We start from the raw sequence: 14,560 nt of genomic DNA on the forward strand, positions 1-14,560 counted from the left end.
GGCGTTGCCCTGCAGCCTGCCCGCCAGCTGCTTTCGTCAACGGACCGGCCTCTTGCCCTTGGGGAGGTCAGTAGGCGCCAGAGAGCAGGGCCCCTGCGTTGGGTACCCGCGTTTCCAGCCCCAGGCGCTTGAGCATCGCCCAGGTGGTGCAGGCTGCAGCGGACACGACAGGAATGCCCAACTGGTCCTGTGCCATCTGCACGGACGCCAGCGAGGGCATCTGCACGCAGGCCGAGATCACCACCACGTCCACGCCGCGCGTGTCCAGCCGTTGCACCAGCTGGGCCGGGGCGGCGGGGTCCTGCGCGCCCACCTGCAGGTTGTCGGCAATTTCCAGCGACAGGCTGTCGTGCACGCCAATGCCCTCGTGCTCGATGTAGTCCACCACCAGTTGGGTCAGCGGCTTCATATAGGGCGTAAGCACCGACACCTTCTTGGTGCCCATGGCCTTGAGCCCTTCGACCAGCGCGCCTGCGCTGGACACCACGGGCGCGGGCTTGCCATTGGCCACGGTGACCTCATGCAGCCGCTTTTCGGATGCGCGGTGGTAGCCCAGGCCCATGCTCATGATGGCCACGAGGCAGGCATAGCCCATCACGTCCATCTTGCCGTCCGACAGCTCCAGTGCGCAGCGGTCGGAGTCGCGGTCCATCGCGACCAGCTCTTCCTTGGTGACTTTTTGCATGCGCATGCGGCTGGCGTGGAAGCTGAAGCGCTCGGGCAGGATCTGCTCGCGGGCGCGCAGCATGGCCGGGATCTCGGTCTCCATCGTGGTGTTGGAGCTGGGCACGATCTGCCCGATGCGGTAGGTGCGTTGCATGGTGGTCTTTCAGAAGTCAATGGGCAAAGCGCTGCCCGCCCGGCGCGCGGAGCGCCGGAAATGGGATCGCGCAGGGGATGTCTATGGGCCGGTCAGTCGGCTTTGATACCGGCGGCCTTGATGGTCTTGGCCCAGTAGGCAGTTTCGGTCTTCACCAGCTCACCGAGGGCGTCGGGCGGCAGGTAGCGCAGTTCGATGCCCGCCGCGTCGGCGCGCTGGCGCGTCTCGGGCATGTCCAGCGCCTTCTTCACATCGGCCGTGAGCTTGGCCACCACGGCGGGTGGCGTGGAGGCCGGGGCGAACAGGCCCACCCAGGCTTCGAGCTTGAAGTCGGGCATGCCGGCCTCGGCCACGGTGGGCACGTTGGGCAGGCCCGGATGGCGCTTGGTGCCGGTGACGGCAAAGGCCTTGAGCTTGCCGCTGACCACATGCTGCATGACCGACGGTGGCGTGGTGATGAACACCTGCACCTGGCCTGCCAGCACATCGGCCACCGCTGGGCCCGAGCCACGGTAGGGGATGTGGGTCATGAAGGTGCCGCTTTGCTGCTTGAAGATCTCGGTGCCGATGTGCGACAGCGAGCCGTTGCCCTGCGAGGCGTAGTTCACCTTGCCCGGGTTGGCCTTGAGGTAGGCGATGAATTCCTTGAGGTTGTTGGCTGGCACCGAGGGGTGAGCGGCAATCACGTTGGTGGCCACGGTGAGCAGCGCGACGGGGGCGAAGTCCTTGGCCTCCCAGGGCAGGCTGGGGGTGAGGGCCGGGTTGCCCACGTGGTAGGCCGAGTACGAGATCAGCAGGTTGTAGCCATCGGGTTTTGCGCGGGCCACGGCGCCGTAGGCCACGTTGCCGCTGCCGCCCGCCTTGTTGTCGATCACCACCGGCTGGCCGATCACGCGCGCCAACGGCTCGTTGAGCAGGCGGGCCGAGGTGTCCACCACGCCGCCGGGCGGGTTGGGCACGGTGAGCGTGATGGCCTTGCTGGGGTAGTTGTCTTGCGCCATGGCCAGGCCCGAGAGGGCCAGCGTGGCAGCCAGCAGGCTGTGCTTGATCGTCATGTTCGTCTCCACCAGATGTTGTAGTGAAGGTATTGTGGAAACAAGCGAATCCGCAGTCCAATATATTGTTGGTCTTGATCAAGACCTGAAAAGTATCAATGGAACTGCGCCATCTGCGTTACTTCGTCGCCCTGGCGGAAGAGCTGAGCTTCACACGCGCCGCGCAGCGCCTGCATGTCTCGCAGCCGCCGCTGAGCCTGCAGATCGCCCAGCTGGAACAAGAACTGGGCGCCCAGCTCTTCGTGCGCACCAGCCGGCGCGTGGAGCTGACGCTGGCAGGCCAGGCCTATCTGGTGGATGCACGCGCGGTGCTGGAGCGGCTGGACACGGCGCGCCAGCGTGTGGCGGCCATCGGCCAGGGGCAGGCGGGGCGCATTGAAGTGGGGCTGTCGGGCTCGCATTTCCTCGGGCCGTTTCCGGCGGCGCTGGCGCGCTACCGACAAAGCCATCCGGGCGTGGATGTGGTGCTGCACGAGATGCAGCCTTCGCTGCAGCAGGCGGCCCTGCGCGACAAACGCATCGATGTGGGCATCTCGCGCACAGCCGTCAACGACGACCAGCTCGCCAGCACCCTGCTGTGGCCCGACCCTGTGGTGGCGGCTTTGCCGCCCGGCCACCCGCTGGCGGCGCGCAAGGCACTGGCCTTGAAGGACCTGCGCAGCGAGGCCTTCGTGATGCTGCGCCGCGACTCGTCGGCCCATGCCGAGCACATGGTGCAGTGCTGCGTGCAGGCCGGCTTTGCGCCCCGGGTGGCGCAGACCACGGTGGAGCTGGCCGCCGTGCTGAGCCTGGTGGCGGCCGGGCTGGGCGTGGCCCTGGTGCCTTCGTCCCTGGGCATGCTGTTCGGGCCGCGCGTTGTGTTCAAGCCCCTGGGCGCCAAAGCGCCGCGCGCCGATGTGCATGCGGTGCAGCGGCGCGACGACCTGCTGGGCGTGGTGCCGGCTTTCGTGCGGGTGATGGCGGGCTGACGTGGGCTCAGTGCCCCACAGGCACCACACCAGCGGCACGCACGGGGATGCCGCTGCGCCGGTCCAGCACACCGCTCCAGTGCGTGAGGGCCAGCGACACCAGCACCACCAGCGCACCGATCCACGGCGTGTGCTGCAGGCCCAGGTGCGTCACGATCAGACCACCGGCCCACGCGGCGCCGGCGATGCCCAGGTTGAACGCTGCGATGTTCAGGCCCGAGGCCACGTCCACCGCCTGCGGCGTGAAGCGCTCGGCCTGCTTGACCACATACACCTGCAGCCCCGGCACATTGCCGAATGCCACGGCGCCCCACAGCAGCACGGTGCCCACAGCCAGCCAGGGGTGGGGCGCGGTGAACTGCAGCAGCAGCAGCACTGCCGCCAGCAGCGCAAAGATGATGCGCAGCGCCGGGATGGGGCCCAGCCGGTCGGCCAGCTTGCCGCCCCAGAGATTGCCCACGGCCACGGACACGCCGTACACCAGCATCACCCAGCCCACCGAACCCGCGCTGAACCCCGAGATGTCGGTGAGGATGGGCGCGAGAAAGGTGAACGGAATGAAGGTGCCGCCGTAGCCGATGGCCGTCTTGGCATATACCAGCAGCAGGCGCGGCTCGGCCAGCACCTTGGCCTGCTGCAGCAGCGAGGCGGGCGGGGTATGCGCCAGGTTGCGCGGCACGAAGAGGGCGCTGCCGATGAAGGCTGCCGCGCCCAGAGTTGACACGGCCAGGAAGGTCTCGCGCCAGCCAAAGTGCTGGCCGATGAAGGTGCCCAGCGGCACGCCCGTGACCAGGGCCACCGTAAGGCCGGTGAACATGATGGCAATCGCACTTGCGGCCTTTTCGCGCGGCACCAGGCCGGTGGCGATGGTCGAGCCGATCGAGAAGAACACGCCATGCGCCAGCCCGGTGAGGATGCGCGCGGCCACCAGTGTCTCGTAGCTGGGGGCCTGCCAGGCCAGCAGGTTGCCGGCGGTGAACAGCGCCATCAGCGCCAGCAGCAGCGCCTTGCGCGGCAGCTTGCCGGTGAGTGCGGTGAGTACCGGGGCGCCGACGGCGACCCCCAGGGCGTACAGGCTGACCAGCAGGCCCGCCGAGGGGATGCTGATGGAAAGGTCTGCCGCCACGGTGGGCAGCAGGCCAACGATCACGAACTCTGTCGTGCCGATGGCAAAAGCGCTGAGCGTCAGCGCGAGCAAGGCAATGGGCATGGGAACACTCCAGTTTTCAGACTTTCGGGCTCTGGAGTGTGGGTGTTTGGGTCTTGCAGAAAAAGAGGGTGAGTCGCCATTGATAATTGACTGAAAATCAACAATCAAAGCGCCAGGAGCACCCATGAAAACCACGCTGGAAGAACTGCAGGCCTTTGTCGCCGTGGTGGATGGCGGTTCGATCACGGCTGCAGCCGACGCACTGGGCCAGACCGTCTCTGGCATCAGCCGGGCACTGGCGCGGCTGGAGAAAAAGCTGGACACCACGCTGCTTCGCCGCACCACGCGCCGCACTGAGCTGACCGAGGAGGGGCAGGCCTTTTTGCAGCGCACGCGCGCCATCCTGGCCTCCATCGACGACGCCGAGGAGCACATGGCTGCGCGCCGCCAACAGCCCGCAGGCCGCCTGCGGGTGAATGCCGCCACGCCGTTCATGCTGCATGCCGTGGTGCCCCTGGTGCCGGCGTTTCGCGAGGCGTATCCGCAGATCACGCTGCAACTGGACACGGACGAAACGTACATCGACCTGCTGGAGCGGCGCACGGACGTGGCCATTCGCATCGGACAACTCCAGGACTCCAGCCTGCATGCGCGCCCCCTGTGCACCAGCCGGCTGCGGGTGCTGGCCAGTCCCGACTACCTGGCGCGGACGGGCAGGCCCAAGAGCGTGGCGGACCTGGCACGGCACACGCTGCTGGGCTTTCACCAGCCTGAGTCGCTTAACCACTGGCCGCTGCGGGGCGAGCATGGCGATGCCTGGCCCATCGTGCCCAGCCTCACCGCGTCGAACGGCGAAACGTTGCGCCAGCTCGCGCTGCAGGGGGTGGGCATCGTGTGCCTGTCCGATTTCATGACGGCCGGTGACCGTGCGCGTGGCGACCTGGTGCAGGTGCTGGCCAAGGACACGGTGGAGGTGCGCCAGCCCATCAGCGCGGTGTACTACCGCAACACGCAGCTGGCGGCACGCATCGCGTGTTTTCTGGACTTTCTGCAGGAGCGTCTGGGCTGAGCAGGCCTGCCTTGCAGGCCCGCCGTTAGCGCAATGCGCGCAGCTGCTGCAGGCGAGCCAGCACCGCGTCGATGACGGCATTGGCACCCTCCACATCGCAGCTCCACAGCATTTCCAGCAACTCGATCAAGGCGATGGCGTTCGTTTCCTGCAGCGCTGCACGGGCGGCAGCCTGGAGGTCGTGCAGGTCCAGATCCTGAAGAACATCAACGGTCAATCCCATGGGGCACTCCCTGTTTTTTTGAGGAGGCCCATGGTAGGTGCGTGGCGGCCGGATGCAGGGCTGCGCGGCATGATCAAGATCAAGGGCCGATGAGAAACCCAGGCGCCCTGGCGCCCGCCGTCAGCCACGTGCCGGAATCGCCAGCCCCCGGGCCACCGCTGGGCGCGCCACAAACGCATCGAGCACGCGCTGCACTTCGGCGAACTGGCCAAACTCCACCAGGTCGCCCGCGCCATAGAAGCCGATGAGGTTGCGCACCCAGGGCAGGATGGCAACGTCGGCGATGGTGTACTGGTCGCCCATCACCCATGGGCGGCCCGCCAGGCGCTCGTCCAGCACCTTGAGCAGGCGCTTCGATTCGGCGACATACCGGTCGCGCGGGCGTTTGTCTTCGTAGTCCTTGCCCGCAAACTTGTGGAAGAACCCGAGCTGGCCAAACATGGGGCCCACGCCGCCCATCTGCCACATCACCCACTGCAAGGTCTCGTAGCGCCCGGCGGTGTCCTGCGGCATCAGCTGGCCGGTCTTGCTGGCCAGGTACACCAGGATGGCGCCGGACTCGAACAGCGCCAGCGGCTGGCCGTCCGGGCCGTTCGGGTCCAGGATGGCCGGGATCTTGTTGTTGGGGTTGAGCGAGAGAAACTCGGGGGAGGTCTGGTCATTGGTCTCAAAGCTCACCAGGTGGGGCTCGTAGGGCAGGCCCAGTTCTTCCAGTGCAATCGACACCTTCACGCCGTTGGGCGTGGGCAGGGAATACAGCTGGATGCGGTCGGGGTGCCGGGCGGGCCATTTGCGGGTGATGGCAAAAGCGGAAAGATCGGTCATGCGAGGTTCCTGAAAAAGCCGGTGGAATCGAGAGAAGCTGCCAAGCGTAAGCCCGCACGTGGTTTGGCGCAGGGGCGGGGCCATAATCCCATCCCATGCAGATTCGCTTCACCAAAATGCAAGGCGCGGGCAACGATTTTGTGGTGCTCGACGAGACCCAGGGCCGCCTGGGGCTGAACACGGCCCAATACCGCTTCCTGGCAGATCGACACTTCGGTGTCGGGGCCGACCAGATCCTCACCGTGCGGCCTTCTCCTGGTGACGGCATTGACTTCGAATACGTGATCCACAACGCCGACGGCGGCGAGGTGGAGCAGTGTGGCAACGGCGCGCGCTGCTTTGCGCGCTTTGTGCATGACCGGGGCCTGTCGGGCAAGGACACCATCCGCGTGCAGACCAAAAGCGGCGTGATCGCGCCCCGCCTCACGGGCGACGGCCGCGTCACGGTGGACATGGGGCGTCCCGAGTTCGACCCCGCCCAGGTGCCGTTCGACACCACCGGTCTCACGCCCGTGCAGCAGGGTTTGGGGCAAAAATGGCCGCTGGCGCTAGAAGAATATGCCTCTGGTGCTTCTGTTTTGATAGCTGTTGCCTCCATGGGCAACCCGCATGCGGTGCAGCTGGTGGACAACGTGGACACCGCTCCGGTCGCGCAGACAGGGCCGCTGATCGAGCGCCATGCGCGCTTCCCCCAGCGGGTGAACGCCGGCTACCTGCAGATCGTGGACCGCTCCCATGTGCGCCTGCGTGTGTTCGAGCGCGGCGCAGGCGAGACCCTGGCCTGTGGCACCGGCGCCTGCGCGGCAGTGGCCAGCGGCATCCGCCTGGGGCTGCTCGACCCCGAGGTGCAGGTGGACACGCGCGGCGGCCGCCTCACCATTGCGTGGAGCGGTGCCGACACCGATTCCGTTTTCATGACAGGCCCCGCCACCACGGTGTTCGAGGGCCAGATCGACATTCCCGACACGCTCGTATGACTACCCACATCCCACCGATCACCGAAGACGACATCGCCCAGTTTCTCACCAACACGCCCGGCTTCTTCGAGCGCCATGCCGAGGTGCTGGCCAGTGTGCAGATCACCAGCCCGCACGGCGCGCGTGCGGTGAGCCTTCAGGAGCGCCAGGCCGAGATGCTGCGCGAGAAGATCAAGGGTCTGGAGCATCGCATCATGGAAATGGTGCGCAACAGCACCGAAAACGCCGCCATTGCCCAGAAGGTGCACCAATGGACTGGCAGCCTGCTGCAGGTGCGCGACCCGTTCGACCTGCCCCAGGCCGTGGTCGATGGCGTGCGTACCCTCTTCGACGTGCCCCAGGCGGCGGTGCGTGTGTGGGAGGTGGCAGCGCCTTACATCGACGCCGACTTCACCCAGGGCGCGAGCGAGGACGCGCGGGCCTTTGCGTCGTCGCTGACCATGCCGTTCTGCGGGCCCAACCTGGGTTTTGAGCCTGCGGGCTGGCTGGCGCAAGAGGCCGGTGAGCCTGCACAGTCGCTGGCCCTGCTGCCGCTGCGCGCAGGCGCCATCGACAGCGCCACGCCTGCGTTTGGTCTGCTGGTGCTGGGGTCGCACGACCCGCAGCGTTTTGATGCCACGATGGGCACCGACTTCCTGTCGCGCATGGCAGAGCTGGCCAGCTCTGCCCTTCTGCGGCTTCAGTAAGCAGTCGCAAGCCCCGCCGCCATTGCCAACCCAGCGGCGTCTCAGCCACGGCCCCCATGTCTGAAACGCCCGCGGCACCCACCACGCTCGACCCCCACGTCCTGCGTTATCTGGAACATGTGCGCGTCGAAAAGCGGCTGGCCGCGCGCACGCTCACGCTCTACACCCTCGACCTCGAAAAACTGGCGCAGTTTGCGGCCAGCGTGAATGTGCCGATGCTGCAGTTGCAGACCGCTCACATTCGCCGCTTCGTCGCGCAGATGCACAGCGGCGGCCGCAGCGGGCGGGGCATCGCGCTCATCCTGTCGGGGTGGCGCGGCTTTTTCATCTGGGCGGGGCGGCAGGGGCTGATCCCGCACAACCCGGTGCAGGACGTGCGTGCCCCCAAGGCGCCCAAGCCTTTGCCCAAGGCGCTGGGGGTGGACGACGCCGTGCGGCTGGCCGAGTTCGACAACACCGGCGCCGACCCCTGGCTCGAGGCGCGCGATGCAGCCATGGTGGAGCTGCTGTACGGCTGCGGCTTGCGCGTGGGCGAACTGGCGGGGCTCGATGCCATCCCCAACGCCGACACCCAGCGCCAGGGCCGTGGCTGGGTGGACCTGCAAGCCGGCGAGGCCCATGTGTTCGGCAAGGGCAGCAAGCGGCGCAGCGTGCCGGTGGGCGCCGCTGCCACGGCCGCGCTGCAGGCCTGGCTGCAGCTGCGGGCCACACCGTTTGGGGGCGAGGGCTCTGTGCGGCTGGACACCGCCCTGTTCGTGGGCCAGCGCGGCAAACGGCTCACGGCCCAGTCCATCTGGCTGCGCCTGCGCCAGCGCAGCCAGCAGGCGGGGCTGACCACGCCGGTGCACCCGCACATGCTGCGCCACTCGTTTGCCAGCCACCTGCTGCAAAGCAGTGGCGACCTGCGTGCGGTGCAGGAGCTGCTGGGCCACGCCAACATCACGACCACGCAGGTGTACACGCGGCTCGACTTTCAGCACCTGGCCAAGGTGTATGACGCTGCCCACCCCCGCGCGCGAAAGAAGTCCCCCTGAGTTGCCGTGCGGCGTCCCTCCAAAGGGCGGCGCGCCTGCTGGCATGGCGGAACCAAGTGACAACCAGGCGCCTCCGAGCAACGTGGCGCCCGCTGTGGAGCGCCCTGGAGTTGTCCTCATGCTGCTGAAATGGATCCAATCGAACCGGTGGTTCATCGTGTTGCTGTTGTGCTTTGGCGTTTTTCGCACTGCAGTGGCCGACTGGAATCCCATCCCTTCGGGCTCGATGCGGCCCACGCTGCTGGAGGGGGACGTGGTGCTGGTCAATCGCCTGGCCTACGACCTCAAGCTGCCGCTCACGGACATGATCCTGGCGCACATCGATGATCCGCAGCGCGGCGATGTGGTCACCTTCTCGTCCCCGCTGGATGGCACCCGCCTGATCAAGCGCATTGCGGCCTTGCCCGGAGACACGGTGGAGATGCGCAACGAGGTGCTCTACATCAACGGCCAGGCCGCCGAATACGAGATGCCCGATTCTGTGCAGGAGCCGGTGCTGCCAGGCCACACACTCACGGCCACGCGCTGGACGGAGCGCCTGCTGGGGCATGAGCGCCGTGTGCAGTGGCTGCAGGGCGTGACTGCGCGCAGCAGCTTCGATCCGTTGCAGGTGCCCGAGGGCGAATACCTGGTGCTGGGTGACAACCGGGACAACAGTGCCGACTCGCGCTACATCGGCCTGGTGCCACGCCATCTGCTCATCGGGCAGGCGCACCGCGTGCTGCTGTCGGCCGATGTGCTGGGCCACTGGGCGCCGCGCCTGGAGCGCTTTGGCAAGGCGCTGTAGCCAGGTTCATCGAGGGCGCAGCCTGCCAGGTCACGCCGCTCAGGCGGCCGCCATCGGCAGATGGGCGTGACCCAGCAGGGGGCGGCGTACCGGCCGGTGTTGCACGACAGCGCGTGGCTCTTGCACGGGGACCTGGGCTTGGTCCTGGCAATCAGGCAGCTTGAAGGTGGCGACCGTCTGGACCAGTTCGCCCGCCTGCTGGTTCAGGCTGGCAGCGGCTGCGGCCATTTCTTCCACCAGGGCGGCGTTTTGTTGGGTGGCGTGGTCCATCTGCGTTACCGCTTCGTTGATCTGATCCACCCCTTGGCTTTGCTCGGTGCTGGCGGCACTGATCTCGCCCATGATGTCGGTGACACGGCGGATGGAGGCAACGACCTCACTCATGGTTTGACCGGCGCGGTCCACCAGGGCCGACCCGGCTTCCACGCGCTCCACACTGGTCCCGATCAGGCCCTTGATCTCGCGGGAGGCCTCGGCCGAGCGGCTCGCCAGCACGCGCACCTCGGTGGCCACCACGGCAAAGCCCCGGCCCTGGTCGCCGGCGCGTGCGGCCTCCACCGCCGCGTTCAGAGCCAGGATATTGGTCTGGAATGCGATGGAGTCGATGACGCCAATGATCTCGGAGATCTTGTTGCTGCTGTCGTTGATGTCCCTCATGGTGCGCACCACGTCAGCCACCACCTCGCCACCCTGCACTGCAATCGAGGTGGCGGTCTGGGCCAGCTGGTTGGCCTGGCGGGAGTTCTCGGCGTTCTGGCGCACAGTGGCGTTGAGCTGCTCCATGGAGGCTGCGGTTTCCTGCAGTGCGCTGGCCTGCTGCTCTGTCCGGGCCGAGAGATCATTGTTGCCCTGAGCGATTTCGGCCGATGCGTAGGAGACGCTGTCACTGTTGGTCCGCACCTGGCCGACCAGATGCACCAGTGACTGTTGCATCTCCTGCAGGGCCTGCAGCAGTTGTGCGGTTTCGTTGGTGCCACGGTAGGTGATGGGCAGGCTCAGGTCACCGGCTGCCACAGCGCGGGCGGCATCCACCGCGCGGCGCAGGGGGCCGGTGGTGGAGCGCACGATGCCAAAACCAATCACCGCACCGGCCACCAGGGCCAGCCCCGTGAGCACCAGTACAGACACGTTGAGTGTGGACACAGCCGCAACAGCATCGGCCTGTGCCGTCTTGGCCAGCGACTCCTGGAAGTCGATCAAACCGTCGAGGGCATCGAAGTAGGCTTTGCGCGGCGCCACCATGGACCCTGTCAGGACTGCCCGTGCTTCGTCCATCCGGCCGGCGGCCACCAGTTCGGAGTAGCGCAATAACTGAGCGGCGTACTCGCCGCGTGCGCGCAGTGTCTCGGCCAGCGCTGCCTTGCCTTGGGGGGTGGTGATCTGCTGTGCGAGGGTCTCGAACAGCTGGGTGATCTGTTGTCGCTTGGCGTTGATGGTGGCCTGGTGCCGTTGCACGTTTTCGGTGCTGGTATCCAGCAACATCTGGGTGAGGGCCAGCTCGACCCCAGTCACGTCTTCCTTGGCCACATGCAGGTGCAGCACCTTGGGGAAGCGGTCGTCGATGATGGAGTGGAAGGCCTTGTCAGCGCTGCGTGCCAGCACCACCGACAGTGTGCCCATGAGGCCTATGAGCAGCGCCATCAAGCCAAAGCCCAGCGTGAGCCGGGTCGAAATCTTCAGGTCGTTGAATTTCATGGTGTGTCCAGTTCGTAGGGGTGTGCGGGTGGCCGTTCAGTGGGTGGCGGCCAGGGCTTCGCCTGCCGCGGAGCGGGCCAGAAATTTCTCGATGTCGAGCAGGATCAGCATGCGCGGGCCGACCGAGCCGATGGCCAGCAGGTGTTCGGGCTTGACGTTGCCGCGCAGGGCGGGCACGGGGCGCAGCTGTTCGCGCTCCAGCGTAAGCACGTCGGACACGCCGTCCACCACCACACCCATCGTCCGCTGGCCGATGTGCAGCACGATCACCACCTTCAGGTGGTCGTACTGCACGGCGGTCTGGCCAAGCTTCAGGCGCAGGTCGAGGATGGGCACGATCACGCCACGCAGGTTCATCACGCCCAAAAGCTCACCGGTCGCGTTGGCGATGGTGGTGGGCTTCTCGTAAGACCGGATCTCCTGCACGCGCAGGATGTCCACCCCGTATTCCTCGTTGCCTATCTTGAAGGCCAGAAATTCGCGAAGATCGGTCATCACGGCCTGGGCCGTGCCGGGCGCGGGGGCCAGGCGGGTGATGCTGGGGCGTGTGGCAGAGGTGGTCATCGGAGTGTTTGTGATAAAAATGATACTTTACGCAATTCTATCGATTGCAAATCATATTTGTCAAATACGCGGTTTCAATGAGGCAGATCGGCTGCGTTCCTGCCGGGCTGGGAAGGGCTGGCTGGGCCTGCCTGATGGGGGTGTGACCAGGGGCGTGGGTAGCTTTCGCGCGCAGTTTTCCATCGGCGGGTGGCTCACCCGTGCCCGCCAGCCCGCACAATCCGGGTCATGAAAACCCTTCGACTCCGCGCAGGCAAAGAGCGCTCGCTATTGCGCCGCCATCCCTGGATCTTCGAATCGGCCATCGCCAAGGGCGGCGGCGACAGCGGCGAGACCGTGCGCGTGGAATCGCACGAAGGCCAGTTCCTGGCTTGGGCCGCCTTCAGTCCGACCTCGCGCATCCGCGCGCGGGTGTGGAGCTTTGACGAAGCACAGCGCATTGATGCTCCGTTTTTTATAGCTGCTTGCGCCCGATCCATCATCGCCAGAGCCCGATTTGATGTGCAAAGTGATGGCGTGCGTCTGGTGCACGGCGAATCCGACGGTCTGCCGGGGCTCATCGTGGACCGCTATGGCGATACGCTGGTGGCGCAGTTCACCAGCGCAGGCACCGAGCGCTGGAAGGGCGTGATTGCCGATGCGCTGCTGCGCGAAACGGGGCTGACCAAGCTCTACGAGCGCTCGGATGCCAGCGTGCGTTCGCTGGAGGGCCTGGAGCCCGCCACCGGCTGGCTGCGCGGCGGGCCCTCGGGTGCGGCAGGTGATGGTGAGGGGCCGCCGCTCGAACTCACGATCCGTGAACACCAGTGGCGTCTGACGCTCAACATCGCTGAGGGCCACAAGACCGGCTTCTATCTGGACCAGCGCGACAGCCGCCAGCGGTTTGCCGACTACACCCAGCGCCTGGGCTTCAAGCATGTGCTCAACTGCTTTTGCTACACCGGCGGCTTCAGCGTGGCCGCGCTGGCGGGCATGCGTGCAGCGGGCACTGTGGCCGACGGGCATGTGACCTCCATCGATTCCTCGGGCCCGGCCCTGGAGCGCGCCCGCGCCCATGTGGCGCTCAACGGGTTTGATCCGAACCGGGCCACCTTCCTCGATGCCGACGTGAATGCCTCGCTGCGCCAGTTCCTCAAGGAAGGCCAGCGCTTTGACGCCATCATCCTGGACCCGCCCAAGTTCGCCCCCACGGCGGCCCACGCCGAGCGGGCCGCGCGCGCCTACAAGGACATCAACCGGCTGGCGCTGCAGTTGCTGTCGCCCGGTGGGGTGCTGTTCACCTTCTCGTGCTCGGGCGGCATCAGCGCCGACCTGTTCCACAAGATCGTGGCCTCGGCCGGAGCGGATGCTGGGGTGGACGGCTACATCCTGGAGCGCCTGGGCGGCGCGCCCGACCACCCGATGACGCTGGAGTTTCCGGAGGGCGAGTACCTCAAGGGGCTGGTGGTGATGCGCAAGGGGTGAGCTTTCCGGTGCCAGCAGGGGCTTGACAGCCTCGGTACACTGAAAAAGATGCCCCTGGGTGGGGCACTGCGCCGCGCAGCGCAAGTATTTGATTCCCTTGAAAGACAGATTTATGGCACTGATCCCCGTCACCATCCTCACCGGCTTCCTGGGCTCGGGCAAAACGACGTTGCTCAAGCGCCTCTTGAGCGAAGCCCATGGCCAGAAGATCGCCGTGATCGAGAACGAATTCGGCGAAGAAAACATCGACAACGACATCCTGGTGACCGAGTCCAAGGAGCAGATCGTGCAGATGAGCAATGGCTGCATTTGCTGCACCATCCGCGAAGACCTGCGCGAGACGCTGCAACTGCTGGCGGCCAAGAAGCGCAAGGGCTTGATCGACTTTGACCGCATCGTGATCGAGACCACCGGCGTGGCCGACCCGGGCCCCGTGGCGCAGACCTTCTTCATGGACGAAGAGATCGCCGAAACCTACCTCATCGACTCGATCATCACGCTGGTGGACGCCAAGCATGCGCCACAGCAGCTCAACGACCGGCAGGAAGCGCGCCGCCAGGTGGGGTTTGCGGACCAAATCTTCCTGTCCAAGACCGACCTGGTGTCCAAGGACGAGACCGAAGCGCTGATCCATCGCCTGAAGCACATGAACCCGCGCGCGCCCATCAAGGCCGTGCATTTTGGCGAAGTGCCGCTCAAGGAGGTGCTGGACCTGCGCGGCTTCAACCTCAATGCCAAGTTGGACATCGACCCGGACTTCCTCAAGGAAGAAGGGGATGGGCATGGCCACCACGACCATGACCACGAACATGGCGAGCACTGCAGCCACCCCTCCCACCAGCATGAGCACGGCCATGGCCATCATCATCACCACGATGACGATGTGAAGAGTTTTGTGTACCGATCGGACCGCCCGTTCGATCCGGCCAAGCTCGAAGACTTCCTTGGCGCCATCGTCAATATTTACGGCCCGCGCATGCTGCGCTACAAAGGGGTGCTGAATATGAAGGGCACTGAACGCAAGGTCATATTCCAGGGCGTGCACCAGCTCATGGGCAGCGACCTGGGCCCCCAGTGGGCCGAGGGCGAGGCGCGTACCAGCAAGATGGTCTTTATTGGCATTGACCTGCCCAAGGACATCTTCCTGCAGGGGCTGGAGCAAAGCCTGGTCTGACCTGTTCGCCGGTTCCGAGGGGGCAATGGAGCCCGATTTGTGTTGTATCTGCAACGTTTCCGTTTGCGT

At 66.1% G+C, this 14,560-nt stretch carries 15 protein-coding genes; 8 read left to right on the forward strand and 7 right to left on the reverse strand.

Annotation, left to right across the window (positions count from 1 at the left end; all coding sequences use genetic code 11):
• Positions 1-67: 67 nt before the first annotated feature.
• Both C8C95_RS13540 and C8C95_RS13545 read right to left on the reverse strand, forming a co-directional pair.
• Positions 68-820 carry an Asp/Glu racemase gene (locus C8C95_RS13540; protein ID WP_116748922.1) on the reverse strand — a complete coding sequence of 251 codons (753 nt, stop codon included), beginning with the start codon at positions 818-820 and terminating at the stop codon, positions 68-70.
• 92 nt (positions 821-912) lie between these two features.
• Positions 913-1,875: a tripartite tricarboxylate transporter substrate binding protein gene (locus C8C95_RS13545; RefSeq protein WP_116748923.1), complete on the reverse strand. Its 963-nt coding sequence runs from the start codon at positions 1,873-1,875 to the stop codon at positions 913-915.
• 98 nt (positions 1,876-1,973) lie between these two features.
• On the opposite strand from C8C95_RS13545, the gene C8C95_RS13550 reads away from it, so the two are divergent.
• The gene (locus tag C8C95_RS13550) at positions 1,974-2,843 is read left to right on the forward strand and encodes a LysR substrate-binding domain-containing protein (RefSeq protein ID WP_056059282.1); all 870 of its coding nucleotides are present in this window, start codon (positions 1,974-1,976) and stop codon (positions 2,841-2,843) included.
• A gap of 7 nt (positions 2,844-2,850) precedes the next feature.
• On the opposite strand, the gene C8C95_RS13555 is transcribed toward C8C95_RS13550, so the two are convergent.
• On the reverse strand, positions 2,851-4,053 hold the full coding sequence (locus C8C95_RS13555) for an MFS transporter (protein WP_056059279.1): 1,203 nt from the start codon (positions 4,051-4,053) through the stop codon (positions 2,851-2,853).
• 124 nt (positions 4,054-4,177) lie between these two features.
• Between C8C95_RS13555 and C8C95_RS13560 the strand changes: the two genes are divergently transcribed.
• Positions 4,178-5,062, forward strand: coding sequence for a LysR family transcriptional regulator (locus C8C95_RS13560; RefSeq protein ID WP_116748924.1), 885 nt, complete (start codon positions 4,178-4,180; stop codon positions 5,060-5,062).
• A 25-nt stretch (positions 5,063-5,087) separates the two neighbouring features.
• On the opposite strand, the gene C8C95_RS13565 is transcribed toward C8C95_RS13560, so the two are convergent.
• On the reverse strand, positions 5,088-5,285 hold the full coding sequence (locus C8C95_RS13565; RefSeq protein WP_133246236.1) for a hypothetical protein: 198 nt from the start codon (positions 5,283-5,285) through the stop codon (positions 5,088-5,090).
• A gap of 120 nt (positions 5,286-5,405) precedes the next feature.
• Positions 5,406-6,110: a glutathione S-transferase N-terminal domain-containing protein gene (locus tag C8C95_RS13570; RefSeq protein WP_116748926.1), complete on the reverse strand. Its 705-nt coding sequence runs from the start codon at positions 6,108-6,110 to the stop codon at positions 5,406-5,408.
• A gap of 95 nt (positions 6,111-6,205) precedes the next feature.
• Here C8C95_RS13570 and dapF point away from each other — a divergent pair, with 95 nt between their 5' ends.
• The 4 genes from dapF (at position 6,206) to lepB (ending at position 9,594) form a co-directional block, all read left to right on the forward strand.
• Positions 6,206-7,087 carry a diaminopimelate epimerase gene (gene dapF, locus C8C95_RS13575; RefSeq protein ID WP_116748927.1) on the forward strand — a complete coding sequence of 294 codons (882 nt, stop codon included), beginning with the start codon at positions 6,206-6,208 and terminating at the stop codon, positions 7,085-7,087.
• Positions 7,084-7,773, forward strand: coding sequence for a DUF484 family protein (locus C8C95_RS13580; protein WP_116748928.1), 690 nt, complete (start codon positions 7,084-7,086; stop codon positions 7,771-7,773). The genes dapF and C8C95_RS13580 overlap by 4 nt, the downstream gene beginning before the upstream one ends.
• Positions 7,774-7,829: 56 nt before the next feature.
• Positions 7,830-8,807 carry a tyrosine recombinase XerC gene (locus C8C95_RS13585; protein WP_116748929.1) on the forward strand — a complete coding sequence of 326 codons (978 nt, stop codon included), beginning with the start codon at positions 7,830-7,832 and terminating at the stop codon, positions 8,805-8,807.
• Between the two features lie 118 nt (positions 8,808-8,925).
• Positions 8,926-9,594, forward strand: coding sequence for a signal peptidase I (gene lepB, locus C8C95_RS13590; protein WP_108500196.1), 669 nt, complete (start codon positions 8,926-8,928; stop codon positions 9,592-9,594).
• A 39-nt stretch (positions 9,595-9,633) separates the two neighbouring features.
• On the opposite strand, the gene C8C95_RS13595 is transcribed toward lepB, so the two are convergent.
• On the reverse strand, positions 9,634-11,289 hold the full coding sequence (locus C8C95_RS13595; RefSeq protein WP_116748930.1) for a methyl-accepting chemotaxis protein: 1,656 nt from the start codon (positions 11,287-11,289) through the stop codon (positions 9,634-9,636).
• A 36-nt stretch (positions 11,290-11,325) separates the two neighbouring features.
• Entirely contained in the window at positions 11,326-11,853 is a 528-nt protein-coding gene (locus C8C95_RS13600; RefSeq protein ID WP_207780603.1) for a chemotaxis protein CheW, read from the reverse strand.
• Between the two features lie 228 nt (positions 11,854-12,081).
• Between C8C95_RS13600 and C8C95_RS13605 the strand changes: the two genes are divergently transcribed.
• Both C8C95_RS13605 and C8C95_RS13610 read left to right on the forward strand, forming a co-directional pair.
• The gene (locus C8C95_RS13605; protein WP_116748931.1) at positions 12,082-13,317 is read left to right on the forward strand and encodes a class I SAM-dependent methyltransferase; all 1,236 of its coding nucleotides are present in this window, start codon (positions 12,082-12,084) and stop codon (positions 13,315-13,317) included.
• A gap of 112 nt (positions 13,318-13,429) precedes the next feature.
• The gene (locus C8C95_RS13610; protein WP_116748932.1) at positions 13,430-14,491 is read left to right on the forward strand and encodes a GTP-binding protein; all 1,062 of its coding nucleotides are present in this window, start codon (positions 13,430-13,432) and stop codon (positions 14,489-14,491) included.
• The last annotated feature ends 69 nt before the right edge of the window (positions 14,492-14,560 follow it).

It is taken from the genome of Acidovorax sp. 99 (assembly GCF_003096455.1).
GTDB lineage: Bacteria > Pseudomonadota > Gammaproteobacteria > Burkholderiales > Burkholderiaceae_C > Acidovorax > Acidovorax delafieldii.